At 67.2% G+C, this 25280-nt stretch carries 27 protein-coding genes; 17 read left to right on the top strand and 10 right to left on the bottom strand.

Annotated features, from left to right (window positions below):
* Positions 1–30: 30 nt before the first annotated feature.
* Positions 31–879, bottom strand: coding sequence for a PAC2 family protein (locus tag ACIOVG_RS11755; protein WP_400873379.1), 849 nt, complete (start codon positions 877–879; stop codon positions 31–33).
* An 81-nt stretch (positions 880–960) separates the two neighbouring features.
* Here ACIOVG_RS11755 and ACIOVG_RS11760 point away from each other — a divergent pair, with 81 nt between their 5' ends.
* Genes ACIOVG_RS11760 through lnt form a run of 9 tightly spaced genes read left to right on the top strand, consistent with a single transcriptional unit; the run spans position 961 to position 10685 of the window.
* A complete protein-coding gene (locus ACIOVG_RS11760) occupies positions 961–1653 on the top strand; it encodes an HAD family hydrolase (protein ID WP_400873382.1) in 693 nt (230 codons plus the stop codon).
* The gene (locus tag ACIOVG_RS11765) at positions 1650–2669 is read left to right on the top strand and encodes a tRNA (adenine-N1)-methyltransferase (RefSeq protein WP_400873384.1); all 1020 of its coding nucleotides are present in this window, start codon (positions 1650–1652) and stop codon (positions 2667–2669) included. Before ACIOVG_RS11760 ends, ACIOVG_RS11765 begins: the two co-directional genes overlap by 4 nt.
* 10 nt (positions 2670–2679) lie before the next feature.
* Entirely contained in the window at positions 2680–3612 is a 933-nt protein-coding gene (locus ACIOVG_RS11770) for a hypothetical protein (RefSeq protein ID WP_400873387.1), read from the top strand.
* Entirely contained in the window at positions 3612–4601 is a 990-nt protein-coding gene (locus tag ACIOVG_RS11775; RefSeq protein WP_400873389.1) for a helix-turn-helix transcriptional regulator, read from the top strand. The genes ACIOVG_RS11770 and ACIOVG_RS11775 overlap by 1 nt, the downstream gene beginning before the upstream one ends.
* Positions 4598–5581 (top strand): helix-turn-helix transcriptional regulator, encoded by a 984-nt coding sequence (locus ACIOVG_RS11780; protein ID WP_400873392.1) that lies wholly within the window; start codon positions 4598–4600, stop codon positions 5579–5581. The genes ACIOVG_RS11775 and ACIOVG_RS11780 overlap by 4 nt, the downstream gene beginning before the upstream one ends.
* Positions 5582–5626: 45 nt before the next feature.
* Entirely contained in the window at positions 5627–5863 is a 237-nt protein-coding gene (gene tatA, locus ACIOVG_RS11785; protein ID WP_400873395.1) for a twin-arginine translocase TatA/TatE family subunit, read from the top strand.
* A gap of 57 nt (positions 5864–5920) precedes the next feature.
* Complete coding sequence (tatC, locus tag ACIOVG_RS11790) at positions 5921–6679, top strand: twin-arginine translocase subunit TatC (RefSeq protein WP_400874763.1); 759 nt, start codon at positions 5921–5923, stop codon at positions 6677–6679.
* A complete protein-coding gene (locus ACIOVG_RS11795; RefSeq protein ID WP_400873397.1) occupies positions 6676–9150 on the top strand; it encodes a DEAD/DEAH box helicase in 2475 nt (824 codons plus the stop codon). Before tatC ends, ACIOVG_RS11795 begins: the two co-directional genes overlap by 4 nt.
* 11 nt (positions 9151–9161) lie before the next feature.
* Positions 9162–10685, top strand: coding sequence for an apolipoprotein N-acyltransferase (gene lnt / locus ACIOVG_RS11800; protein WP_400873400.1), 1524 nt, complete (start codon positions 9162–9164; stop codon positions 10683–10685).
* Here the strand turns inward: lnt and ACIOVG_RS11805 are convergent.
* The 4 genes from ACIOVG_RS11805 to ACIOVG_RS11820 all read right to left on the bottom strand — a co-directional run bounded on the left by ACIOVG_RS11805 (position 10682) and on the right by ACIOVG_RS11820 (position 13374).
* Positions 10682–11065, bottom strand: coding sequence for an RNA polymerase-binding protein RbpA (locus ACIOVG_RS11805; protein ID WP_141872034.1), 384 nt, complete (start codon positions 11063–11065; stop codon positions 10682–10684). The two genes, lnt and ACIOVG_RS11805, sit on opposite strands and share 4 nt — an antisense overlap.
* 105 nt (positions 11066–11170) lie before the next feature.
* On the bottom strand, positions 11171–11965 hold the full coding sequence (locus ACIOVG_RS11810) for a glycerophosphodiester phosphodiesterase family protein (RefSeq protein WP_400873404.1): 795 nt from the start codon (positions 11963–11965) through the stop codon (positions 11171–11173).
* The gene (locus tag ACIOVG_RS11815; protein ID WP_141872032.1) at positions 11962–12891 is read right to left on the bottom strand and encodes an SPFH domain-containing protein; all 930 of its coding nucleotides are present in this window, start codon (positions 12889–12891) and stop codon (positions 11962–11964) included. Before ACIOVG_RS11815 ends, ACIOVG_RS11810 begins: the two co-directional genes overlap by 4 nt.
* 9 nt (positions 12892–12900) lie before the next feature.
* Positions 12901–13374 (bottom strand): NfeD family protein, encoded by a 474-nt coding sequence (locus ACIOVG_RS11820; RefSeq protein WP_400873408.1) that lies wholly within the window; start codon positions 13372–13374, stop codon positions 12901–12903.
* A 121-nt stretch (positions 13375–13495) separates the two neighbouring features.
* Between ACIOVG_RS11820 and ACIOVG_RS11825 the strand changes: the two genes are divergently transcribed.
* Positions 13496–14260: an SDR family oxidoreductase gene (locus tag ACIOVG_RS11825; RefSeq protein ID WP_400873411.1), complete on the top strand. Its 765-nt coding sequence runs from the start codon at positions 13496–13498 to the stop codon at positions 14258–14260.
* Positions 14261–14327: 67 nt separating this feature from the next.
* Here ACIOVG_RS11825 and ACIOVG_RS11830 read toward each other — a convergent pair whose 3' ends face one another.
* The gene (locus ACIOVG_RS11830; protein WP_400873414.1) at positions 14328–14924 is read right to left on the bottom strand and encodes an HdeD family acid-resistance protein; all 597 of its coding nucleotides are present in this window, start codon (positions 14922–14924) and stop codon (positions 14328–14330) included.
* 100 nt (positions 14925–15024) lie between these two features.
* On the opposite strand from ACIOVG_RS11830, the gene ACIOVG_RS11835 reads away from it, so the two are divergent.
* Genes ACIOVG_RS11835 through ACIOVG_RS11845 form a run of 3 tightly spaced genes read left to right on the top strand, consistent with a single transcriptional unit; the run spans position 15025 to position 18304 of the window.
* Positions 15025–15501, top strand: coding sequence for a helix-turn-helix transcriptional regulator (locus ACIOVG_RS11835; protein ID WP_400873417.1), 477 nt, complete (start codon positions 15025–15027; stop codon positions 15499–15501).
* A gap of 5 nt (positions 15502–15506) precedes the next feature.
* On the top strand, positions 15507–15917 hold the full coding sequence (locus ACIOVG_RS11840; protein WP_400873419.1) for a VOC family protein: 411 nt from the start codon (positions 15507–15509) through the stop codon (positions 15915–15917).
* A gap of 29 nt (positions 15918–15946) precedes the next feature.
* On the top strand, positions 15947–18304 hold the full coding sequence (locus tag ACIOVG_RS11845) for an ATP-binding cassette domain-containing protein (protein ID WP_400873422.1): 2358 nt from the start codon (positions 15947–15949) through the stop codon (positions 18302–18304).
* Between the two features lie 173 nt (positions 18305–18477).
* Here ACIOVG_RS11845 and ACIOVG_RS11850 read toward each other — a convergent pair whose 3' ends face one another.
* Positions 18478–18894, bottom strand: coding sequence for a hypothetical protein (locus ACIOVG_RS11850; RefSeq protein ID WP_400873425.1), 417 nt, complete (start codon positions 18892–18894; stop codon positions 18478–18480).
* A gap of 113 nt (positions 18895–19007) precedes the next feature.
* Positions 19008–19736 carry an N-acetylmuramoyl-L-alanine amidase gene (locus ACIOVG_RS11855; RefSeq protein WP_400873428.1) on the bottom strand — a complete coding sequence of 243 codons (729 nt, stop codon included), beginning with the start codon at positions 19734–19736 and terminating at the stop codon, positions 19008–19010.
* Between the two features lie 123 nt (positions 19737–19859).
* Here ACIOVG_RS11855 and ACIOVG_RS11860 point away from each other — a divergent pair, with 123 nt between their 5' ends.
* On the top strand, positions 19860–20543 hold the full coding sequence (locus ACIOVG_RS11860; protein ID WP_400873430.1) for a hypothetical protein: 684 nt from the start codon (positions 19860–19862) through the stop codon (positions 20541–20543).
* A 208-nt stretch (positions 20544–20751) separates the two neighbouring features.
* Here the strand turns inward: ACIOVG_RS11860 and ACIOVG_RS11865 are convergent, their stop codons facing one another.
* Positions 20752–21246 carry a winged helix-turn-helix transcriptional regulator gene (locus ACIOVG_RS11865; protein WP_400873433.1) on the bottom strand — a complete coding sequence of 165 codons (495 nt, stop codon included), beginning with the start codon at positions 21244–21246 and terminating at the stop codon, positions 20752–20754.
* 87 nt (positions 21247–21333) lie between these two features.
* On the opposite strand from ACIOVG_RS11865, the gene ACIOVG_RS11870 reads away from it, so the two are divergent.
* Complete coding sequence (locus ACIOVG_RS11870) at positions 21334–22668, top strand: MFS transporter (RefSeq protein ID WP_400873436.1); 1335 nt, start codon at positions 21334–21336, stop codon at positions 22666–22668.
* Between the two features lie 22 nt (positions 22669–22690).
* On the opposite strand, the gene ACIOVG_RS11875 is transcribed toward ACIOVG_RS11870, so the two are convergent.
* Positions 22691–23188, bottom strand: a complete 498-nt coding sequence (locus tag ACIOVG_RS11875; RefSeq protein WP_400873439.1) for a GNAT family N-acetyltransferase — start codon at positions 23186–23188, stop codon at positions 22691–22693.
* A gap of 203 nt (positions 23189–23391) precedes the next feature.
* On the opposite strand from ACIOVG_RS11875, the gene ACIOVG_RS11880 reads away from it, so the two are divergent.
* The gene (locus ACIOVG_RS11880; RefSeq protein ID WP_400873442.1) at positions 23392–23850 is read left to right on the top strand and encodes a hypothetical protein; all 459 of its coding nucleotides are present in this window, start codon (positions 23392–23394) and stop codon (positions 23848–23850) included.
* A 101-nt stretch (positions 23851–23951) separates the two neighbouring features.
* A complete protein-coding gene (locus tag ACIOVG_RS11885; RefSeq protein ID WP_400873445.1) occupies positions 23952–25277 on the top strand; it encodes a nitrate/nitrite transporter in 1326 nt (441 codons plus the stop codon).
* Positions 25278–25280: the final 3 nt, after the last annotated feature.

Below are 25280 nucleotides of genomic sequence, written 5' to 3' on the forward strand. Positions count from 1 at the left end.
TCCCCGTTCGCCACAGGGCGGGGATGCTGATCAGCGCTTGCGGTCGCCGGGGCCGTCGTCGCGGCGGCGGAGATACCTCTCGAATGCCTGGGCGATCGCATCGCCGGACGCTTCGGGGGAGTCCCAGGTGTCGCGCGTGCGCTCGAGCTGTCGGATGTACTCGGCCATGTCCTCGTCGTCGGCGGCAGCGGCGTCGATCGACGCCTCCCAGGCGGCTGCCTCGGTTCGCAGGCTGTCGCGGGGGACGTCGACGCCTGTCAACTCCTCGAGTCGATCGAGGAGGGCGAGGGTCACTTTCGGCGATGGCGTCGCGGTGGCGACGTAGTGCGGCACGCTGGCCCAGAGGCTGGCCGTCGGGATACCCGCGCTCTCCGCGAAGTGCTCGAACACGCTGAGGATACCGACGGGGCCCTCGTAGAGCGACCTCTCGAGACCGTGCGCTTCGCGGACCTGCTCGTTCTGACTGGACGCGAAGATCGAGATCGGGCGGGTGTGCGGGACATCGGAGAGCATGGCGCCGAGCGTCACGACACCCGTGATGTCGTCGCGGAGTGCGACGTCGATGAACTCCGAGGCGAAGGCCTGCCAGGTCCTGGCCGGTTCGACGCCGGTGAGCACCCAGAACTCCGGGCCCGGTGCAGGATGGCGCGGACGCCAGAGACCCGCCTCCGGCCACGTGAGCTGGCGTCGCCCCTCGGCGTCCATCTGACTGGACGGGCGCGTGTACTGATAGTCGAAGTAGAGTTCCGGGTCGACGGCGTGCACGAGTTCGTAGTCGTTCGCGGCGCGCAGAGCCTCGACCGCGCCGCTGGCGCCTTCGCCCGCATCGTTCCAGCCGTCGAAGGCGACGATGACGATGCGCGAACCGAGAACATCCATCCGGGGCTCCCTCCGAGGTCGGGGACGTATCCCTCCAGGCTAGTCCGCGTGGGCCGGAAGTGGGCGGCGGCCCGGGCTAGCATGGGTTCAGTGAGCAGACAGCCCCGCGCGGTCCTTTGGGACATGGATGGAACACTCGTCGACACCGAGCCGTACTGGATGGCGGCGGAGACAGCACTGGTGGCATCCTTCGGAGGCACCTGGAGCCACGAGGATGCGCTCCAGCTGGTCGGCAACGGCCTCATCGACAGCGCGATCATCCTGCAGAACGCCGGCGTCGACATGGAGGCTGAGGCGATCATCTCGCTCCTCACCGACTCCGTGCAAGAGGCCCTGCGCACGCAGGGTGTGCCCTTCCGACCGGGTGCCAGAGAGCTGCTGGCCGACCTGAGATCGGCCGGCATCCCGACCGCGCTGGTCACCATGTCGCTGCGCCGCATGGCTCTCGGCGTGGTGGAGCTGATCGACTTCGACGCGTTCGACCTCGTGGTCGCCGGCGATGACGTCGAGAACCCCAAGCCGCACCCTGAGCCCTACCTGCAGGCCGCTGCGCTGCTCGACATCGACATCGCCGATGCGATCGTGGTGGAGGATTCGCCGACCGGGCTGCGCGCCGGTATCGCCGCGGGCGCCGTGACCCTCGGCGTGCCCCACATCGTCCCGCTCGACCAGGTGGGCGCGCACGAGCTCTGGCCGACGCTGGAGGGCCGCAGTGCCGCCGACCTGATCGATCTCTTCGACCGCCAGCACGCCACGACCGGAGCCACCCGATGACTGACACCCGCACGCAGCGCCCCAGCGGCCCCTTCCGCGAAGGCGACCGGGTGCAGCTGACCGGCCCGAAGGGCCGTCTTCACACCGTGACGCTCCGTGAGGACGGCGAGTTGCACACCCACCAGGGCGTGCTCCGGCATCGTGATCTGATCGGTCTTCCCGACGGTTCGGTGCTGGCCAACAGCTCCGGTCACGAGTACCTCGCGCTGCGGCCCCTGCTGCGGGACTTCGCGATGTCGATGCCCCGCGGCGCGGCGATCATCTACCCGAAGGACGCCGCGCAGATCGTCATGCAGGCCGACATCTTCCCCGGAGCCACCGTGGTCGAGGCGGGCGTGGGCTCGGGGGCGCTGTCGCTCTCTCTGCTGCGCGCGATCGGCTCGGACGGCAAGCTGATCTCCTTCGAACGACGCGAAGACTTCGCCGACGTCGCCCGTGGCAACGTCGAGACCTTCTTCGGCGGAACGCCCGAAACGTGGAGCGTGGTCGTCGGAGATCTGCTCGAAGCTCTTCCGACCCAGGCAGAGCCCGGCAGCGTCGACCGCGTCGTGCTCGACATGCTTGCGCCCTGGGAGTGCATCGACGTCGTCGCCGACGCCCTCACTCCCGGCGGGGTCGTGCTCTGCTACGTCGCGACCGCCACACAGCTGTCCCGCGTCGCCGAGTACATCCGAGCCACCGGCCTGTTCACCGAGCCGGATGCGTCGGAGACGATGGTGCGCGGTTGGCACGTCGAAGGGCTCGCCGTGCGACCGGACCACCGCATGGTCGCGCACACGGGCTTCCTGATCACCGCCCGTCGCCTCGCGCCGGGCGCCATCGCCCCGTCGGTGAAGCGACGTGCGTCGAAGAGCAGTTACGGCGACGACGACGTCGAGCAGTGGACGCCCGGTGCCGTCGGCGACAGGGAGATCAACGACAAGAACCTGCGCAAACGAGCGAGGGAGGCGGCGCGTGCCGCTGAAGGGGCGCGCCTGGCTGCCACATCGCGCGAATCGGACCAGCCGACGGAATAGACTGGAACGCGTGCGTAAAACGTCCGCCGTTCTGGCCACTCTCAGCCTCGCCGTCCTCGCCCTGACCGGGTGCACCGCAGCGCCGTCGTTCGATGGGGCCGCGTGCGATCGCGCCGCAGCCGGAGACGGCATCAAGGACGCTGTGACGGTCACCGGCGACGTCGGCGCCGCTCCTGATGTCACGGTCTTCTCGCCGCTCACCCTCACGGAACCGGCCTACGCAGACCTCACGGTCGGAGACGGCCGCGCGATCGAGAACCCCAACCAGGTGGTGTCCCTCGAGCTGTCGCTGTACAGCGGAGACACCGGCAAGAAGGTCTTCTCCACCGCATACGACGAGAGTCAGCGAGGCCTGTCGACGACCGCGTCCTGGTCGGAGCAGTCGCCGGGGCTCGGCGAGGTCCTCCAGTGCGCCACCGCGGGTTCGCGGATCGTCGCCGGGCTGACCCCCGACGCGTTCGGGGCCAAGTCGCTCAGCGGCATCGGTCTCGACGACGACGACAACGTCGTGTTCGTGATCGACGTGGTCGACGTGTTCCCGTCGAAGGCGGAGGGAACGCTCCAGTTCAACGATGCCGCGGGCATGCCGACCGTCGTGCGCGCGTCGGACGGCACCCCCGGTGTCATCGTCCCCGACACCGCGGCACCTGAGAAGACCGTGGTGCAGACTCTGATCAAGGGCGACGGGCCCGCGCTCACCGCCGACCAGACGCCGGTCGTGAACGTGACGGCCGTGAACTGGGATGACAAGTCGGTCGTCACCACCACGTGGGGCACGACGCCGCGTGTCGACCTCGGCACCGCCGTTCCGGAGGTCGGCAAGGCGCTGGTCGGTGCGCCGGTGGGCTCTCAGCTGCTGGTCGTCGTGCCGGGACTCGACCAGGCATCCGCCATCGTCTACGTCGTCGACGTCCTGGGCGTCGCTCCGGCCCCCACGCAGTGATGGCTGCCCGGATACCCGCGGAGGAGCGCCTGACGAATCTCGTCGTGGCGCTGATGGCCACGGAGATCGGGCTCACCAAACAGCAGATCCTCGACAACGTCTCCGGTTACCGGCAGCGAGCGAACGCCGGCACACGGTCGGACGCCCTGGAGAAGATGTTCGAGCGCGACAAGGAGGAGCTGCGCTCCCTCGGCGTCCCGATCGAGACCATCGGTGACGCGTCGGATCCCAACGACCTCCGTGAAGCCCGCTACCGGATTCCCCAGGCGGAGTACGACCTTCCGAGCGACATCGAGTTCACTCCGGCGGAACTCGCGGTGCTGCGGCTCGCAGGCAGTGTCTGGAGTGCGGAATCGGCGTCGGGCGACGCGCAGGCCGGCGTGCGGAAGATCCGCGCGCTCGGTATCGATGGCGATGAGCCGATCATCGGTTTCGCTCCGCGCATCACGGCGCAGGATCCTGCTTTCGCGACGCTCCAGGCTGCGATCGAGAAGAGTCGCGTGGTGGCGTTCGACTACCTCAAACCGGGCGAGGACGCGCCCCGGCGGCGCACCATCCGGCCGCTCGCGCTGGTCGACTACGAAGCGCGATGGCACGTCTTCGGCATCGACGTCAGCGTCGATGAGGATCGGACGTTCCTGCTCGGACGGATCGTCGGTGATGTCGTGACCACGTCGACCACGTTCGATGCGTCGCTCCGTGATGGTGCGGGGGAGCGGGCGCTCACCGGGCTCGCCCGCGTGGCAGCCGAGAACTCGGCGCTCCTCGAGATCACGCCGGGCACGGAGGCCGCGCTGCGACTCGGCCGCCGCGCACGTCCCGCGGCACAGGGGATCCTCGTGCCCTTCGTCGATCTGCACATCCTCGCCGACGAACTCGCGTCGTACGGTCCAGAGGTGCGCGTGGTCGAACCCGCATCGTTGCGCGACGAGGTCATCGCGCGCCTGCGGGCCGTGGTCGACGCACACGATGAGGGGGATGCTCGATGAACGCCCAGCCGAAGCCTCTGCTCGCGGGCGATCGCGTCCGGCTGTATCTCACCCTCGTTCCGTATCTGCTCGAGCACGGCCAGGTCTCGCTGGCTGAGGCCGCCGAGGAGTTCGGGGTCTCTCCGCGCGAGATGCGCGCCATGGTCGAGAAGCTCACCGTGATCGGACTCCCGGGAGAGTCCGGCTTCTGGCAGCAGCCGCAGGAGATGTTCGACATCAACTGGGATCTGCTGGACCAGGAGGATGTCATCGAGATCACCAACGACGTCGCCCTGCGTCGAGTGCCGCGGTTCACGGCGCGCGAGGCCGCGGCGTTGCTGGCCGGACTGCAGATGGTGGCCGCTGTGCCCGCGGTGTCGGACTCAGGACTGGTCGCCGGCCTGATCTCCAAGCTCTCCCGCGGTGCGGCCGATGCGCCGGCCGATGTGGTGGTCGCCCCCGGCGCTGTCGACGCGGTCCGCGAGGTCGTGTCCCGCGGCGTGCAGGAGGGGCGGGCCGTCTCGTTCACGTATCAGTCCCCGGATGCGGAGCCGACGACGCGAACCGTGGATCCCGTCCAGATCCTCATCACCAATGCGCAGTGGTATCTGCAGGGCTGGTGTCATCTGCGTCAGGCGATGCGCACCTTCCATCTCGATCGGGTGAGCGATCCGCAGCTCACGGACATCCCGATCACTCATGCCGGCGACCACGTGCCCGAGGCCTTCGCGAGCCTTGAGGACGAACGTGAGGTCACGGTGCGCCTCCCAGAACGACTCGCGCCGCTGCTCGGCGACTTCCTCACCGCAGGGAACCACGAGACCGAGTCCGGTGCTCTCACCGCGCATCTCCACCTCGCGGATCCCCGCAGCATCAAGCGTCTCGCCGCACGGTTCGGCGGACACCTGGAAGTGCTTGATCCGGTCATCGCCCGCAGTGCGGCCAGGGAGTGGGCGGCATCCGGACTCGCGCTCTATCGCCAGCCCGATACGGACGATTGATCTGTAGACTGAGAGGAATCGCCCACCGACGACGGGATTATTCACATGTTCGCTGGAATGCAAGGCTGGCACCTGCTCATCGTGCTCGCTGTCATCCTTCTCCTGTTCGGGGCAGCGAAGCTCCCGGCGCTCGCGAAGAGCATGGGCCAGTCGGCTCGCGTCTTCAAGGGCGAGATGAAGGCCATGAAGGAAGAAGACGCAGACCGTGCGGACAATGTCGCGGTCGAGCCCACCACGGTGAAGGACTCGGGAACCACCCCTGAGACCCCGCCCCGAGCCTGACCGCCCGTGGTAGCCATCGAGCCGACCCGGGAGACGAAGGCGGGTCGGGATCGGCGGATGTCGCTCGGCGCGCATCTGGTCGAACTTCGCAAGCGTCTGATGTTCGCAGCACTGGCGCTTCTGGTCGGCATGGTTGTCGCGTTCATCATCGCCGACCCGGTCATCCATCTGATCACCGAGCCGATCCGCATCATCGCAGAGAAGCGTGGCGATCAGTTCAGCGCGCTGAACTTCGGCACGATCACCTCCGCGTTCGACATGCGCATGCGCATCGCGTTCTCGATCGGAATCTTCCTGTCTGCGCCGGTCTGGCTCTGGCAGGTCTGGGCGTTCATCATGCCCGGACTCACGCGCAAGGAGATCCGGTACACGATCGGCTTCGTCGTCGCTGCCGTGCCGCTGTTCTTCGCCGGCTGCTACCTCGGCATCATGATCATGCCGCACGTGATCGAACTCATGTGGAGCTTCACGCCGGAAGGCGGGACGAACTTCTATCAGGCTCAGGAGTACTACGACTTCATCTTCAAGCTGATGATCGTGATCGGCATCTCCTTCGTGCTGCCGGTGTTCCTCGTAGCGCTCAACCTGGCCGGGATCATGTCGGGGCGAGCGATCCTCAAGGGATGGCGCGTCGCCATCATCATCGCGACGGTGTTCGCCGCACTCGCGACGCCGGCCGCCGACGTCGTCAGCATGTTGATGCTCGCGGGAATCCTGATCGTTCTGTTCTTCGCGGCCGCAGGACTCTCACTCATCTTCGACCGGCGTAAACGCAAGCGGGATGCCGCAAGCGGGATTCTGCCGGACCCCGTATGAGCTCACCGTCGGAGCGGTACGCCGCAGCGCGCGAGGCGGCGGACAATCCTGAGACGGTGGCGTTCGCGGCGCGACAGAAGTTCGACCTCGACCCCTTCCAGGTAGCTGGTTGCCATGCGCTCGAGCGCGGACGCAGCGTGCTGGTCGCCGCCCCGACGGGGGCAGGCAAGACGATCGTCGGCGAGTTCGCGATCCATCTCGCGATGCAGACGCCGAGTCAGAAGGCGTTCTACACGACGCCCATGAAGGCGCTCTCGAACCAGAAGTTCCGTGAGCTCGTCGAGGTCTACGGCGCCGAGAACGTCGGGCTCCTCACGGGCGACACCAACATCAACGGCAACGCGCGCATCGTGGTGATGACCACCGAGGTGCTGCGCAACATGATCTATGCCGATTCTGCGGCCCTCCGCGACCTGCGCTACGTCGTGATGGACGAGGTGCACTACCTCGCCGATCGCTTCCGCGGCGCGGTGTGGGAAGAGGTCATCATCCACCTGCCGCAGCACGTGCGGCTGGTCTCGCTGAGTGCCACGGTCTCGAACGCCGAGGAGTTCGGAGACTGGCTCGACACGGTGCGAGGTGACACCGAGGTGATCGTCTCCGAGATCCGCCCTGTGCCCCTCGAGCAGCATGTGCTCGTCCGTGATGACCTGCTCCCACTGTTCGACGACAGGGCAGGGATCGCGACCGCTCAGGTGAACCAGGAGCTGATGCGCATCAGGTCCTTCACCGGATCGCACTACGAGAACAACCGGCGAGCACAGTCGTACGTCAGTGACCGCCATGCCGGACGACAGGCCAAGAGACCGCAGCGCGGAGGGCGACGCCCCGTGCGCTCGGCGAACGTGCGACGCATCGAGCGCATGGATCGGCCGGATGTCGTGCGGCTGCTCGAACGCGCCAATCTGCTCCCCGCGATCTTCTTCATCTTCAGCCGTGTCGGTTGCGATGCCGCAGTGCAGCAGGTGCGGCGCTCCGGCATCCGTCTCACGACCACGGAGGAGCGCGCGGAGATCCGTGCTCTCGTGGAGGAGCGCACGCGCAGCCTGCAGGAGGAGGACCTCGGCGTCCTCGGCTACTGGGACTGGCTCGACAACCTCGAACGGGGCGTCGCCGCACACCATGCCGGGCTGCTTCCCGCCTTCAAGGAGGTCGTCGAGGAGCTCTTCCGGCGCAAGCTCGTCAAGGCCGTCTTCGCGACCGAGACGCTGGCGTTGGGCATCAACATGCCGGCGCGGACCGTCGTGCTCGAGAAGATGGAGAAGTTCAACGGCGAGGCCCGCGTCGCGATCACCTCGGGGGAGTACACCCAGCTCACCGGCCGCGCCGGGCGCCGAGGGATCGACGTGGAGGGCCACGCCGTCGTGCAGTGGACCGAGGGTATGGACCCGCAGGCGGTCGCCGCACTCGCGTCGCGACGGACCTACCCGCTGAACTCGAGCTTCCGACCGACGTACAACATGGCCGTCAACCTGATCGACCTGTTCGGAAAGCCGCGCGCCCGACAGGTTCTCGAGTCATCCTTCGCCCAGTTCCAGGCCGACCGCTCGGTCGTCGGTCTCGCACGGCAGGTCCGTGAAGCCGAAGGTTCGTTGGCCGGCTACGAGAAGTCCATGGCCTGCGAGCACGGGGACTTCCCCGAGTATGCGGCGATCCGACGTGAACTCAGCGACCTCGAGAAGAAGAACCGCCAGGACACCCAGGCGCCTCGGGCATCCCGTGAGAAGCGGATGAAGCGGATCCAGTCGCTGCGCACGCGCATGCAGCGCCATCCCTGCCACCGTTGCCCCGACCGTGAGGCGCATGCGCGCTGGGCGGAGCGCTACTGGAAGCTCAAGCGGCAGACCGACCGCATCCGCCGACAGATCGAGACGCGCACCGGCACCGTCGCTCGCGTCTTCGACCGTGTCGTGGAGGTGCTCGAGACCCTCGACTATCTCGGCGAAGAGGATGGGAAGACCGTCCTTACGGAAGACGGGCGGACGATGCGCCGGATCTACGGCGATCGGGATCTCCTGGTGGCCGAATCGCTGCGACAGAACCTCTGGAAGGGCCTCGATGCGCCCTCGCTGGCGGCGATGGCGTGCTGCCTGGTCTACGAGCCGCGTCGCGACGAGGCGAACTCGGGGGAGCGGGGGCTGCCGCGAGGCTCGTTCCGCGCCGCCTACGAGAAGACCACCACGCTGTGGGCCCAGCTGGACGATCTGGAGAAGGACCACCATCTCCCGGGGACCGAGCCGCTGGCGGCCGGACTGGCCGGTCCCATGCACGCCTGGGCGCGCGGAGGGATGCTCGACCAGGTGCTGGTCGACGCCGACATGTCGGCGGGTGACTTCGTGCGATGGGCGAAGCAGACGATCGATCTGCTCGACCAGCTGTCGATCGTGGCGGAAGACGGGGCCCTCGCCCGCACCGCACGCCTGGCGCTGGACGGCGTCCGACGTGGCATCGTCGCCTACTCCTCGATGTGAGAATAGGACGGATGTCCGAGTCTCGCGCGCTCCAGCGCCCCCTCCTGCCGCTGTGGGCAGCCGTGATCGCCGCTGCGGTCTCCGGCCTGCTGATGTACCTCGCCTACCCGGGGGCGGCGGTGTGGATCTTCGTCTTCCCGGCGACCGCGTTGCTGCTGATCTCGCTGATCGGGCGACGGTTCGGGGGTGCGCTCCTGGTCGGGCTCGTCTACGGCATCCTCTTCTTCGCGCTGCTGGTGTCCTGGACGTCGCGCTATCTGGGCCCGGTACCGTGGGCGGCGCTCAGCGTCCTCGAGGGCGCCCTCACCGCGTTCGCGCTCGTGCCGATCGCCCTCGCCTACCGCTGGCTGCCCCGGGCGTTCCCTGGCACTGCAGGACGCCTCCTGCTGCTCCCGGTCGTCGTGGCGGCGCTGTGGGTCGGACGGGAGCTGTTCGTGGGCTCCTGGCCCTATGGAGGCTTCCCCTGGGCACGTATCGGCATGAGCCAGGCGCAGAGTCCCCTGGCGCCGGTGTCTTCCTGGCTCGGCGTCAGCGGCCTCGGGTTCCTCATGGTGCTGCTGGTGGCGATCGTGATCGAGACGGTACGGCTGCGACTCTGGCGGCGCCCGCTTGCGCTGCTCGTTCCCGCCGGGCTCATCGCGGTCTTGGTCCTGACTCCCGTGTTCCCGACCGCCGTCTCCGGTTCGATGCGGATCGCGGCTGTGCAGGGCAACGGTCCCACCGGATACTTCGATGAACGGCCTCCCTTCTCGGTCATCGATGCGCAGACGGATGCGACCGCCCCTCTCTACGGAGAGGATGTCGACCTGCTCGTCTGGCCGGAAGGCTCGCTCGACACCGATCCGTTCCAGAATGAGAACCTGGCGAGGCGGATGACGCTGATCAGCACGCGCATCGGTGCGCCTCTGCTGGCGAACGCGGCCACCGGTCGAGGCGGTCGCTACTACAACACCTCGATGCTGTGGACGGATGCCGGAGGAGCGACGCAGCTGCACGACAAGCGGCACCCGGTGCCGTTCGGCGAGTACGTGCCGGATCGCCCCTTCTTCTACGCGCTCGCCCCCGATCTGATCGGCCTCATCCAACGTGAGTACACGCCCGGCGAGAATCCGCCCGTCATGGACATCGACGGCGTCGGGGTCGGGCTCGCCATCTGCTTCGACGTGATCTACGACGACGTCATCACCGAGAGCATGAACGCAGGAGCACAGGTGCTCGTCTTCCAGACGAACAACGCGGACTTCCGCGGCACCGACGAGAACCTCCAGCAGCTGGCCTTCGCTCGCATGCGTGCGATCGAGACGGGGCGGAGCGTCGTCAACATCTCCACGGTCGGCACGAGTCAGATCATCCGTCCGGACGGCACGACCATCACGAGCCTGGATGCAGGAGAGGCCGGCGCGATGCTCGAGGATGTCGAGCTCCGCTCCGGCCTCACAGCTGGTGTGGTGCTGGGCCCCTGGGTGCAGCAGCTGCTGCTCTGGGGCGGGCTGGCCACGCTCCTCGTCGGATGGTGGCGGGCCCGGGCGCGTTAGGCGCCGATCTTCTCCCTGGTCGGGTCCTCACCGGCGCCGCGGCGGGCCCGGATGAACGCCAGACGCTCCTCGAGGAGCTCTTCGAGTTCGGCGCGGGTGCGACGCTCCAGGAGCATGTCCCAGTGCGTGCGCGCGGCCTTCTCGTCCGTGACCTCGAGGGTCACGGCCTGGCCGTCGATGTTCAGGCGGGCATCGGCTCCGCACGACCGGCACTCCCAGGTCTGGGGCGGTTCTGCGTCAGCCGAGAACATCAGGTTGGTCACGTGACCGCATGTGTCACAGGTGTAGGTGGTCTCGCGGCGCTCCATGAAAACGACGCCCTCTTCGCTCTGTAGGCTCTGGGCGCCGAGTCGGATGCCGCGCAGGCTGCGATCTGCCATTTTGTGGTCCTCTCGTCGCTGTCAGGTATAACGCTCCAGCCTGTGCGCTTCATCCACGTCGGCGGATTCCCGGCGGTATTCACAGCGGAATCCCAGCGCGGCGGGTTATGAGCGGCGTGGCGGGTCCTGACGGGAGAGCGTGCTGAGAGCGACGTCGGCACGGTCGGAGACGATCCCGTCCACTCCCGCGGCGATCAGCCGCTGCATGGCAGCCGGGTCGTTGACCGTCCAGACGTGCACCTCCACGCCATGTCGACGGGCCGCGCGGAGGAGGGCCGGCGTCAGCACGCGCAGCGCGCCCTGCTTCTCCGGAATCTGGAGGGCGTCGACATCGCGCAGCGTCCTGGTGGGGGAGAGGCGTGCAGCGGTGAGCCCGCGCACGGTCGCGATCGTCCTGCTGCCCCCAGATGTCGCTGGGCGCAGAGACGCGCCCGCGCGCAGCACCGACGCGATCGTAGCCCGGCGCCGGGCGTCCGAGAAGCTGGTGACGAGCACACGATGGACATGGTCTGCGAGGACGGGGCCGAGAGGCTCGATCGCGGCGTCCGTCTTCACGTCGATATTGAAGCGGGCCTCCGGGAAGAGCTGCAGGGCCTCTGCGACGGTCAGCAGCCCGCCGTGGGAGGCGAAGATCTTCTCGAGCTCCCGCGTGCGCACTTCGCTGACAGCGCGGGGATCGCCCGTGAGGCGTTCGAGAGTCGCGTCGTGGAACAGCACCACATCGCCGTCGGCGCTGACCTGACAATCGGTCTCGATGAAGTCAGCCCCCGCGGCGTGTGCGGCGGCGAAGGCGGCGGCGGAGTTCTCCCAGACGCCGGAGTCCTCGCCCGCCGCGGTCACAAGACCACGGTGAGCGAGGACTCGGGGGTACCGTGCCTTCTCGAAGTACGGGTGCGTCACACGCCGGGAGGGGTGTTCGTCGGACCCTGTCCGGGCTTCGGGGTGAATGCGCTCCCGATACCCTTCAGCGCCTCGGTCAGCTCGCTCGGGATGATCCAGAGCTTGTTGGACTGACCCTCGCTGATCTTCGGCAGCATCTGCAGGTACTGGTAGGCGAGGAGCTTGTCGTCCGGCGCGCCCTGGTGGATCGCGCTGAAGACGTTCTGGATGGCCTCGGCCTCACCCTGGGCGCGCAGCACCGCGGCCTGCTTGTCTCCCTCTGCGCGCAGGATCTCCGCCTGGCGGGAGCCCTCGGCCTCGAGGATCGCGGACTGCTTCGTGCCCTCCGCGGTCAGGATCGCCGCACGACGGTCACGCTCGGCCCGCATCTGCTTCTCCATCGAGTCCTGGATGGAGATGGGCGGGTCGATCGCCTTCAGCTCGACTCGTCCGACGCGGATACCCCATTTTCCGGTCGCCTCATCGAGCACGACCCGCAGCTGTCCGTTGATGTTGTCGCGGCTCGTCAGCGCCTCTTCGAGGTTCAGGCCACCGACGACGTTACGCAGTGTCGTGGTGGTGAGCTGCTCGACGGCGCCCAGGTAGTTGGCGATCTCATAGGTGGCGGCGCGTGCGTCGGTCACCTGGAAGTAGACCACCGTGTCGATCGAGACGACGAGATTGTCCTCGGTGATCACGGGCTGCGGCGGGAACGACACGACCTGCTCGCGCATGTCGATCAGCGGCCGGAGACGGTCGATGAAGGGGACCAGGATGTTCAGTCCCGGCATGAGCGTCTTGTGGTAGCGGCCGAGGCGCTCCACCACGCCGGCCGTGGCCTGCGGGATGATGCGGATGGCGCGCGCGAGGGTGACCACCACGAAGATGAGCACCGCGATCGCGAGGATCCAGCCGATGGCGGTGGGGATGAACGAGGAGTCGTTCACGGGGTTCTCCTAGTCGTTGACGGGTCGGACGATGGCGGTCGCGCCGTTGATCGCGGTGATGGCGATCGGGGACCCCTGTGGGATCGGAACGGACGTGGCGGTGCGGGCGGTCCAGGTGTCGCCGTTGCTCAGCTTCACCTGCCCGGAGATCTGGGTGATGTCGTGAAGCGCGATCCCACGCAGATCGATCAGCGCGTCGACATTGGACTTTGTCGGGTCCTCACCGCGGCGGAGCCGCTTGAGCAGCGGTGGGCGCAGGAAGAGGATGAAGATCGCTGCGGCGGCAGCGGCGATGATCACCTGGGCCCAGACGGGGATCCCGACCAGGTCGGTCACCAGGCCGAGAGCGCTGCCGAAGCTCAGCATCAGGAAGGTGAAATCCAGCGTCAGCATCTCGATCACGAGGAAGACGGCGATCAGGATCAGCCAGCCGATCCATGCCCATTGGTCGATGAACTGTACGAATGTCGCGAAGTTGTCCATGCGGCCTCCTTTGCGGTCAACCTATCACGGAGGATCCGCGCCACCCGGGCCGTCGAGAGCGGTCTTGATAGTCTGGGGACGTCGCGTGAACGCGGCGTTTCACGCATCAAGAGGAGTCACCGTGACCGATGTCCTTCCCGCAGGTTCTCTCGACGGCAAGGTCGCTCTTGTCACCGGCTCGTCACGGGGGATCGGCGCCGACACGGTGCGGTACCTCGCCGAGGCCGGAGCCGATGTGGTCATCAATTTCCGCAACAAGGCGCCCCGGGCGGAGAAGCTCGCCGGTGAGCTCCGCGAGCTCGGTCGTCGCGCACTCGTGGTCGGCGCTGACCTGACCGACCCCGAGTCCGTGGCGCAGATGTTCGACGCCATCCGGGCCGAGTACGGGCGCCTGGACGTGCTCGTCCTGAATGCATCCGGCGGCATGGAGTCCGGCATGGCGGAGGACTACGCCCTCACGCTCAACCGCGACGCACAGCTGAACGTCCTGAACGCTGCGACCCCCCTGCTCGGAGAGGGAGCCCGCGTGGTGTTCGTCACCAGCCACCAGGCGCACTTCATCCGCACCACCCCGACCATGCCCGAGTACGAGCCCGTCGCTCTGTCCAAGCGCGCCGGCGAGGATGCACTCCGCGAACTGATCCCGGCTCTGGCCGAGAAGGGCATCGGCTTCACCGTCGTGTCCGGCGACATGATCGAGGGCACCATCACCGCCACGCTGCTGGAGCGGGCGAACCCCGGCGCGATCGCCGAGCGTCGCGAATCCGCAGGCAAGCTCTACAACGTGTCCGAGTTCGCCGCCGAGGTCGCTCAGGCCGCCGTCGATCCGGTTCCCGCCGACAACACGCGCCTCGTCGGCGACGTCAGCGCCTTCACCGCCGAATAGCGGCTCGCACACCGAATCGGCCCCGACCTGCTGCTGCAGGTCGGGGCCGATTTCTCTCTGGGGAGCGTCAGCTGGTGACGCCGTCCTGCACGGAGGCGACGAAGCCCTTCGCTTCCTTGCCGATCGTGATCGCACGCACGATCTGCACGATGCCGAGCGCGATGAGCGAGATGCCCAGGAACAGCCAGAAGGCCAGACCGGCGATCAGCGGCGAGAACAGCACGATGATTCCGGCGATGATGCTGAGGATCGCGTACAGCAGCGTCCAGACGCGCGACCCGTCCTGGCCGAGGAGCGTGAGCGCGACGACCCCATCGACGATCCAGCTGATGCCGATGAAGATCACGACGACGAGTGCCAGCGTGGCGGCTGCGGCGCCCAGGTTTGCAAAGGCGATCACACCGGCGACGATGTAGAGCAGACCGAGCACGATATGTCCGACGCGCGCCCACCCGCCCTTGGCCTTCGAGAAGATGCCGAGACCGATGTATACGACACCGGCGACGACGAGATAGGACGCGAAGATCGCGGTCACGATCACGGCGGACTTGATCGGCCACACGAGGAGGACGATTCCGGCGATCAGCGCGATGACACCGGAGACGGCGAGAGTGATGCGGATCGACGTGAACAGCGACTTCGCTTCATTGACTGCTTGGGACATGGGGACCCCTTTCTGAGAAGATCCTGTGAGGGATGCACTCAGAGTAGCGCTCGGGCCGAGACCGATGGGGGAGGAGTGGCGCAGCGCGTCGCCGGAGGTCATGGAGCGAGACGCGCCGTCATGGCAGGATCATCTCGTGACACCGGACGACGACGCTCATCTGCACGAGCTCGCAGTGATGAGAAGAGTGCGGGACCGCATCGACAGGGAGTACGCAAAACCTCTCGATGTGCAGGCTCTCGCCGCGGGGGTGCACATGTCAGCCGGGCATCTGAGCCGCCGGTTCCGCGACGCGTACGGCGAGTCTCCTTACTCATATCTGATGACCAGACGCATCGAGCGGGCGATGGCCCTGCTGCGGCGCGGCGACCTCAGCGTCACGGAGGTGTGCTTCGAGGTGGGCTGCTCATCGCTCGGCACGTTCAGCACGCGTTTCACGGAGCTCGTCGGTGTCCCACCCAGCGTGTACCGTGAACGAGCCGCGAACGTGGAGGGCATCCCCGTGTTCCAGGCGAAGCAGGTCACCAGACCGATCAGGAATCAAGAAGCACCGCGCACAGACGCGCACCTAACGTGAGCATCATGAAGATCAACATCCACTACGCCTTCCTCCCGCACACCGACGCGGATGCGGCCCTCGCCTTCTACAGAGACGCGCTCGGATTCGAGGTGCGCAACGACGTCGGCTACGACGGTCTCCGCTGGCTGACGGTGGGGCCGGCCGGACAGCCGGAGACCTCGATCGTGCTGCATCCGCCGGCAACGGACCCGGGGATCACCGAAGACGAGCGTCGGACGATCCTCGAGCTGATCGCCAAAGGCAGCTACGGCGCGCTCACGTTGGCGACCGATGATGTCGATGAGCTGTTCGATCACCTTGTCGCGCAGGGCGCCGATGTCGTGCAGGAGCCGATGGATCAGCCCTACGGTGTGCGCGACTGCGCGTTCCGCGACCCCGCGGGCAACCTGCTCCGAATCAACCAGGCCGGCTGAGCCTTCAGCCCTCACCCCGAAGGATGGCGATGTCCTCTTCCTCACATGCCGCCGACAGCCACGACCTGATCCGGGTTCAGGGCGCCCGCGAGAACAATCTCAAAGAGGTCAGCGTCGACATCCCCAAACGCCGTCTGACGGTGTTCACGGGTGTCTCCGGTTCGGGGAAGAGCTCGCTCGTCTTCGATACGATCGCCGCCGAGTCGCGGCGCATGATCGACGAGACCTACAGCGCCTTCGTGCAGGGTTTCATGCCCTCGGTGCCGCGTCCGGACGTCGACGTGCTGGAAGGACTCACCACGGCGATCATCGTCAATCAGGAGCGACTGGGCGCCAACCCGCGCTCCACCGTCGGAACCGTCACGGACGCGAACGCGATGCTGCGGATCCTGTTCAGCAAGCTCGGCACCCCCTATATCGGGGGGCCGACGGCATTCTCCTTCAACATTCCCACGCAGCGCGCGAGCGGTGTCATGACCGGCCCCGGCGGCGAGAAGAAGATCGTCAAGGACGCGATCTATCTCGGCGGCATGTGTCCGCGCTGCGAGGGGAGGGGAGCGGTGTCCGACATCGATCTCACCCAGGTCGTCGATGAGTCCAAGTCCCTCGATGAGGGGGCCATCATGGTGCCGGGCTACACCGCCGACGGATGGATGGTGAAGGGGTTCTCACAGTCCGGCTTCTACCCGGGAGACAAGCCGATCTCGGAGTTCAGCGAGAAGCAGCGTCATCTCTTCCTCTATGGCGAGGTGACGAAGGTCAAGATCTCCGGGATCAACATGACCTACGAGGGTCTGATCCCGAAGATCACGAAGTCGATGCTCTCGAAGGATCTCGATGCCCTGCAGCCGCACGTCCGTGCTTTCGTCGAGCGTGTCGCGACGTTCGCGGTGTGCCCCGAGTGCGATGGCACCCGACTCACCGAGGGCGCGCGATCGTCGAAGATCGACGGCATCAGCATCGCCGACGCATGCCGCATGCAGGTGACGGATCTCGCCGCTTGGGTTCGCGGGCTGGATCTGCCGGGCGCCGGGCCTCTGCTGGAGGCGCTGAGCGCCAATCTCGACGCCTTCGTGAGTCTCGGACTCGGCTACCTCAGCCTGGAGCGTCCGTCGGGGACGTTGTCCGGGGGAGAGGCGCAGCGGATCAAGATGCTGCGACACCTCGGCTCCTCGCTCACCGACATCACCTACGTGTTCGACGAGCCGACGATCGGCCTGCACCCGCACGACATCCAGCGCATGAACGGGCTGCTGCTGAAGCTGCGCGACAAGGGAAACACCGTGCTCGTCGTGGAGCACAAGCCCGAGACGATCGTGATCGCCGATCACGTGGTCGACCTCGGACCCGGCGCCGGAAGCGCCGGCGGAGAGATCTGCTTCGAGGGATCGGTGGAGGGTCTCCGATCCAGCGGTACGCTCACCGGCGACCATCTGGAGGACCGCGCCACATTGAAGGATTCCGTGCGCAGGGGAGACGGGGCCATCGAAGTCCGCGGCGCGACGGAGAACAACCTCCAGAACGTCGACGTCGACATCCCCACCGGCGTCCTCACCGTTGTCACGGGCGTCGCGGGATCGGGCAAGAGCTCACTGATCCACGGCTCTGTGACTCGCCGCGAGGGAGTCGTCGCCATCGACCAGAGCGCGATCAAGGGCTCGCGACGCAGCAACCCGGCGACCTACACCGGACTCCTGGAGCCGATCCGCAAGGCATTCGCGAAGGTGAACGGTGTGAAGCCGGCGCTCTTCAGCGCGAATTCCGAAGGAGCGTGCCCCACCTGCAAGGGCGCGGGTGTGATCATCACCGAGCTCGGCTTCATGGATACGATCGAGACGCCGTGCGAGGACTGCGGCGGTAAGCGCTTCCAGGCCAGCGTGCTGGAGTACAAGCTGGCGGGCAAGGACATCACCGAAGTCCTCGATCTTCCGGTATCCGAAGCGCGCGTCTTCTTCTCGGAGGGCGAGGCCAAGATCCCGGCTGCGATGGCGATCCTCGGCCGGCTGGATGACGTCGGGCTGGGCTATCTGTCACTCGGGCAACCGCTGTCGACGCTGTCCGGTGGTGAGCGTCAGCGCGTCAAGCTGGCGATCCAGATGGGTGAGAAGGGCGATGTCTACGTGCTGGATGAGCCGACCACCGGCCTGCACTTGGCGGATGTCGACAAGATCCTCGGCCTGCTCGATCGTCTCGTGGAATCCGGCAAGACCGTCATCGTGATTGAGCACCACCAGGCGGTGATGGCCCACGCAGACTGGATCATCGACATCGGGCCCGGCGCCGGACACGACGGCGGCCGAGTCGTCTTCGAAGGAACGCCCGCCGATCTGGTCGCCGACAGATCCACGCTCACAGGCGAACATCTCGCCGCGTACGTCGGCGCGTGAGGCGCTGATCAGTTCCAGACAGGAACTGAGAGTTCATGCCTGACCGCGGCACCCGTCGTATGTGCACGACGACCACTCTCGCGAAGTAGCCGATAATGCACATTATGTCAGTTTGGAATGGTCGGCCGCCGATCGTCACTCCTCCGCGGGGTGAGCAGAAAGCGACGAAGTTCTCAGTCCCTGACGCGTGTCGTCCATCGCATCGGCCAGACGAAGTGCGCGATCGAGATCGCGAACAGCGCCCTGGCGACGAGCAGCGCCCACATCAGCGGATCCGGTGCACCGGATGTCTCGGATGCATCCGGTGTTTCCATGCTCGCGACGATGGCGAGGCACGAGACGAGTCCCACCGCCGCACCCGCGATGGTGATCTCGCCGTTCGCCAACCAACGAGACCGGAGCCTGGGCGCGAGTCGAACCGGGAGCCCGATCACCATCGCGACGATCATCGACGCCACGGAGATGACGACGGCGGCGATGCCCCACCCGATCAGCGACACGATGCCGTCGTACTGCGCGGCGGACGGAATCTCCACCATGAGAACGATCGCCGTGACGAACAGCACCATTCCGCCCGCGAAGAACTCCATGAGCGTCAGCATCCCGAGCGCAGGTGCACGCCGAGAAGCACCGCGGCCTGCGTCTGCTGCCCACTCCCCCGAAGCACTCCGACTCATACAGGGATACGACGAGCGTCGCACGCTCATGCGGAGAGCCGTTCGGTGAAGATCTGGCGGGCGCGCGCCACGATGCCGTCCAGGCGGGATTGCAGGTACGGCCCAGGGCATTCGGTTCCCGACCATGTCTCCTGGTGGCTGATGACGTGCGTCCGGTCGATCGTGAACGACACCGGCACGCCGTCGAGCCTCTTGCCGTCGAAGGTCGCGAGCCACGCGATCATCTGTGCGAGCTCCTCGAGCTGCGCGTCGGTCACGGCGTACTCCGGAGCCCCGGTGTGGTCCAGGGTCTCGACCGCCAGGGAGCGCCAGTTCCAGTCCGCGCCCGATGACGACGGCTTCGCGCCCGGGCGGATGAGCTCGATCACGGTTCCGTCGTGGCGCAGATAGAACGTCGGAGCCGACGATCGTCTGTTGCAGCGGGAGAAGAAGTCCAACTGGTCATGGGTCGTGCCGGTGTGATGAATGATGAACCGGTCGATGACCGGCGTCACTGTGTGCCGGTCGCTTCCTGCGGTGTCACGCGTGGCCCGCGTGGCGGGATGCGCGCAGTCCGCGTATCCCAGCGGCAGATCGAGCCCTTTCACCGCGCGGTCGTAGACAGGGGCATATTCCGCCAGGCCGCGCGGGTTCTCCGGATCCACGGGGGCGATCGCGACCTCTGGAGTCCCGGGGCTTGTCGCGAACCAGACTCCCGCCGCTGTGACCGTCAGACCCGCGCCCGCTGCGATCAGAAAGCCCCGGCGGGTATGCACGGAAGGTTTCTCAGTGGCATCGGGTGGCTCGAGGTGAGGCATCTGCCTATTCAACACGCGCAGCGAGGACGGCGCGCGACGAACACGGGTGCTGTCGCGAGCGTATCGGGCTATCGTGATCGCGTGAGCCACGATGCGACGACCGAACGGAGACGGCATCAGCAGAGACGGCTCACCTGGGTGGCCGGTGGCGTTCTCCTGCTGCTCTCAGTGGCTGTCGGCCTCGGCGCCCGCGGGCCGTTGGCGGCCCTCTCCCCCGGCAGAGATTGGCTCTTCGCGGCGGCGGGGGTCCTCCTCGCGATCGGCATCGGCCATGCGGGAAGCATCACCGGGCGTCGCTTCGTGGGTACCGTCTCGACGATCCTCTTGGTCCTCGCGCCGGTGACCCAGTTGTACTGGTTCGCCTTAGTTCCTGACAGCGCGGGTGATCCGAACGCGGCCGAAGATGCATGGGTGCTGGTCGCAGCGGCGTACTTCGGAGTTCTGGTCGTGCTGGCCGTGATCTCCGTCAGCGCGATCGTGCGCGCCGGGGTTATCCCCTCACCGTGGCGCTGGGCACCTCTGTGGGTCATGCTCTGGACACCTGTGACGTTCGCAATCGGGGTGACGGTCTTCTCGGCGGCCCCGCTCGGCACGCCGATTGCGAGCTTCGGCGCCATCCTCAGCCTCTACGGTCCGGCCGCAGGAGTCGCTTTCCTGGGTGTCCTGGCGATCTCGCTCGGGGCGCGGCGATCGTCCCCGGAGGCTCCCGACGAACGCTGGCACCGCTGGTCGGATGACGCTCTTCCCGACACGCCCCTCCCCTGATGACGCGCTTGGATCGAACGAGTTCTGGGGTGACGCGCGCCGTACCTCGAGTATCGAGCGAGCACGAGAACCCTGCCAGGCATCCGCGTCCCATATTCCCGAAGCGGCATGCATCGTGCGCCCCGCTGTCCGGGGACGACGTGCGCGATGGCTCGATCCCCCGGTGCCGTGCCGGCCACTGGTCGTGTGATCTGAGGATGTGCTTGGATCAGCGGAGTGTGCCGGCCGGTTGGAGTCGATCCCGTGCGTTCTTCCACGGCTTCACCCACGTCATCTGCTCCGGAATGAGGCGCTCTCCACACGCGCTGCAGACCCCACCGTCCGTCGTCTCCTCACCGCAGGTCTCATGGATCATCGCCATGTGCGCGCCGCCCACGGGCATCGGCGTGTGTCGCTCTCCCCATACCGCGAGCTGCTGGAGCACCGGCAGGAGTTCAGCGGCGGCGTCGGTGGCCGCATAGCCCTGCCGTGTCCGCGCACCGTCCTGGTAGTCGACACGCGTGAGCAACCCCGCTTCGACCATTGCGGCCAGTCGACGACTGAGCACGGGGTCCGAGATCTGCAGATTGTCTCGCAACGTGTCGAAACGACCTCGGCCGTGCAGGACATCGCGGATGATCAACAGCACCCACGGATCCCCCAGCACGTCGAGGGAACGGCGGACGGGGCAGAACTCCGAGGACCAGTCGGACCGTAGTGGCATCGCGCTCCCCTTCTGGTGGCGGTGAGTATCGAATCTAGTGTAGCTTTCTTCACGAAAGTTACATACCGCTGACGATGAGGCCCGCCGATGACAGATCCCCGCGACCCCGACGACGCCCTCCGCGCGGGCGGCAGCCCAGGGGGCCGGCGCCGGATCCATCCGGCCTGGTGGGTCGCAGCCGTCGCCTTCCTCGCGCTCCTCGCCGCTGCCGGATTCCGCGCAGCCCCCGGCGCGCTCATGGTGCCGCTGCACGAGGAGTTCGGCTGGTCGACCACGATCATGTCGCTCGCGGTGAGCATCAACCTTCTTCTCTACGGGCTCACGGCGCCGTTCGCCGCCGCTCTGATGGACCGCTTCGGTGTTCGTCAGGTCGTTGCGGCCGCTCTCACCCTTGTCGCTCTCGGTGCCGGCGGAAGCGTTCTGATGACCGCATCCTGGCAGCTACTGCTCTTCTGGGGCGTGCTGATCGGACTGGGCACCGGGTCCATGGCCCTGGTCTTCGCCGCCACGATCGCCAACCGGTGGTTCGTGCGGCGACGCGGGCTCGTCATGGGCATCCTGACGGCGGGTTCGGCCACGGGACAGCTGATCTTCCTGCCTCCGGTCGCCGCACTCGCGGAGACCTCGGGGTGGCGCGTCGCCTCGCTGCTGGTCGCCGGTGTCGCGATCGCCGCCGTCCCCGTGGTCTGGCTGGTGTTGCGCGACCACCCTGAGGATCGCGGCGTGCTGCCGCTCGGTGCAGATCCTGATGCGTACAAGCCGCCAGCCCGGGCCACGGGCAACGCCGCGGGGCGCGCACTGGAGGCCCTCGCCTACGCCTCGAAGAAGCCGTCGTTCTGGGCGCTGGTGTTCGCCTTCGCGATCTGCGGTGCGACGACGAACGGACTCATCGGTATCCACTTCATCCCCTCGGCCCACGACCACGGCATGGCAACCACTACTGCCGCCGGACTTCTCGCGGTGGTCGGGATCTTCGACATCGCGGGAACGATCGCGTCCGGATGGCTGACCGACAGGTTCGATCCCCGCATCCTGCTGGTCACGTACTACGCGTTCCGCGGCCTGGGCCTCGTGCTGCTCCCGTGGCTGCTCTCGGACGTCGTGCACCCCAGCATGGTGCTCTTCGTCGTGATCTACGGTCTGGACTGGGTCGCGACCGTGCCACCCACGGCAGTGCTGTGCCGTGAGATCTTCGGCGACCCGGGCACGATCGTGTTCGGTTGGGTGTTCGCGGCCCACCAGGTCGGCGCGGCCGGTGCGGCGCTGGGGGCCGGCGTCATCCGTGACACTTTCGGCACGTACACCTACGCCTGGTGGGGTGGAGCCGCCCTCTGCGCGATCGCGGCGCTACTCTCCCTGGTGGTGCGCCGTCCTGCGCCCGCCCCTCCGGTCGCGGACAACAGTGCCGAACCCGTGCGGTGACGCGCTCGGCCTCCGCGCCGGATCAGGGGGAAGGTGCAGCGTTTCTCACCATGCACACCAGTCCGGGGCGGGCATCCCACGACGGGACACGGATGAAGCCGAACTCCTCGTAGAGGCGGATCGCGGGAGCACGCCACCGCCACACGGTGAGCCTCAGCGGCCCCTCCGACGAATCGATCGCCGCTGCCAGCAATGCTCGACCGACCCCTCGTCCGCGAGCTCGTGGCTCCGCCCACAGGCGCTTGATCTCGGATGCTCCCTGGGCCCCGCCCACGACCACCACCCCGGCGGGCTGCCCACCCATCTGGGCGAGGAACACGCGGTACCCGGTGTACGCGGCTGCGGGGTCGCCGACCTCCCGCTGATAGATCGCGGGAAGGGGGCCGTCCGGTGCGGCTGTGACGCCGTGCGCCCGCTTCTCCTGCTCGGTCTGGAGCAGATACGTACTCGCGAGCGCGCTCACGACGGCCGCGTCGGGCCCGCTCAGATCCGCCGCGCGCGTGTCGACCTCAGACATCATCCACCCACTCCCCTAAGGCCGGCCCGTCATCCCCTGTCGCCGATGCGACGTCCCCCACTTCCACTCTAGGTCCGCCGTCTTCACCGCGGATGCGAGGGGGCCGGCGCCTGCCGACCCCATGACGACACCCGGATGTGATTGACTGGCTCCCGTTTGTACAGAAGACGCTGTCGATCGACAGCGCCCATGAAGGGGGATTTTTCATGAACCGTCGTATTGCCGCATTCACCATCGCCGCTGTCGCCGTCCTCGGCCTCACCGCCTGCTCGGGTTCGCCGAGCGCAACGGACAAGAGTGACAGCTCCACGTCGCAGAACACCGACCAGAGTGTCGCCGACGCCTGCACGGAGGCCGGCGCAAAGGTGCAGGCCGCATCTCAGGAGCTGTCGTCGCTCGACGTCTCGGCAGCAGCAGCCGACCCGCAGGGCACCGTCGACGCGTTCAGCAAGACGGTCGACGCGATCGGCGCTGCCGCTGACTCAGTGGGCAACCCGGAGGTCAAGGCTGCCGTGGGCGACGTCTACGACGACTTCGGCGCTCTCCGCGACGTGCTCTCGAAGGTCCTGATCGACCAGGACACCGCTGCGGCATCCGAGATGAGCACGATCATGGCTGACGTTCAGGAGTCGTCGACGGCGCTCAGCACGCTCTGTGCCGGCTGAATCTCGTCGCCTCTGACACGGTGCCCCGCGACATGCTGTCGCGGGGCACCGTTCTCCGTCTCGGGCCCGGCACTCGAGACTATGAGGAGTAGCGTGGAGGGGTGCAGCGTGTCCCCCTCTCCCCCGTCTCGACTCCGGGGTGGCGGGCATGGGTGATCTGGTCGGTCGGCGTCGCCGCCTACATCCTCGCGATCACGAACCGAACCTCGCTCGGAGCTGTCGGTGTCGACGCTGCTGATCGTTTCCAGGCGGATGCGTCCACGCTCGCTCTGTTCGCGGTCGTGCAGCTCGCCGTGTACGGAGGGATGCAGATCCCGATCGGCGTGCTCCTGGATCGCTTCGGCTCTCGTCCGATCATGACCGTCGGCATGCTGCTGATGGCGGCGGGACAGCTGACCATGGCCCTGTCACCGAGCATCGGCATCGCGGTGTTCGCGCGAATCCTGCTCGGGGCCGGTGATGCGGCGATCTTCCCGGCCGTGCTGCGACTTGTGGCGACCTGGTTCCCCGCGCAGCGCGGACCGCTGATGGTGCAGTTCACCGGAATCCTCGGGCAGACCGGTCAGCTCATCGCGCTGGTCCCGCTCGCCGCCCTGTTGCACGCGACCAGCTGGAGCATCACCTTCGGCAGCATCGCCGGTCTCGGTGTGCTCTTCACGATCCTCGTCGCCGTGGTCATCCGCAATCACCCGGCCGAACGCGGCGCGGATGTCACGGTGAACACCGACACCGGAGTCATCCGTGTCGTCACCTCGGCGATCGACACCGGCGTCGGAATCAGGGCCGCGTGGGCGCACCCCGGCACACGTCTCGCGTTCTGGTCGCACTTCACGACCCCGTTCGCCGGCACGGCGTTCGTACTGCTGTGGGGAATGCCCTTCCTGACGGCCGCCCAGGGCCTCGATACTGCCCACGCGGCCGGGATCGTCTCGGTGTATGTCGTTGCAGGCATGGCACTCGGTCCGGTGATCGGAGATCTCTCGCGGCGGTTGCCCAACCACCGCTCGCTCGCGCTCGTGCTCCCCGCAGTGGGCGTGCAGATGACGGCGTGGCTCCTGGTGATAGCGCTCCCCGAGCCGGCGCCGCTGTGGTTGCTCTACGTACTGGCGGTGGCGCTCGCGACCGGTGGACCGGCGTCGATGATCGCCTTCGACCACGCCCGCACGCACAACCCCTCGCACCGGCTCAGCACGGCCACCGGTGTGACGAACGCGGGCGGCTTCATCGCCGCTCTGATCGCGATCTTCCTGATCGGCTTGGCGCTCGACCTTCAGGGCGCGGGCACACCGGAGACCTACTCGCTCGATGCGTTCCGGCTCGCCTTCCTGATGCCCGTGCCACTGTGGATCGTCGGCGTGATCTTCATCCTCATCGAGCGGAAGCGCACCCGCATCCGGATAGGACTCGATCCCGAACGACGCCGCTGATAT

The sequence above is a fragment of the Microbacterium sp. NPDC087591 genome, assembly GCF_044743625.1.
GTDB lineage: Bacteria > Actinomycetota > Actinomycetes > Actinomycetales > Microbacteriaceae > Microbacterium.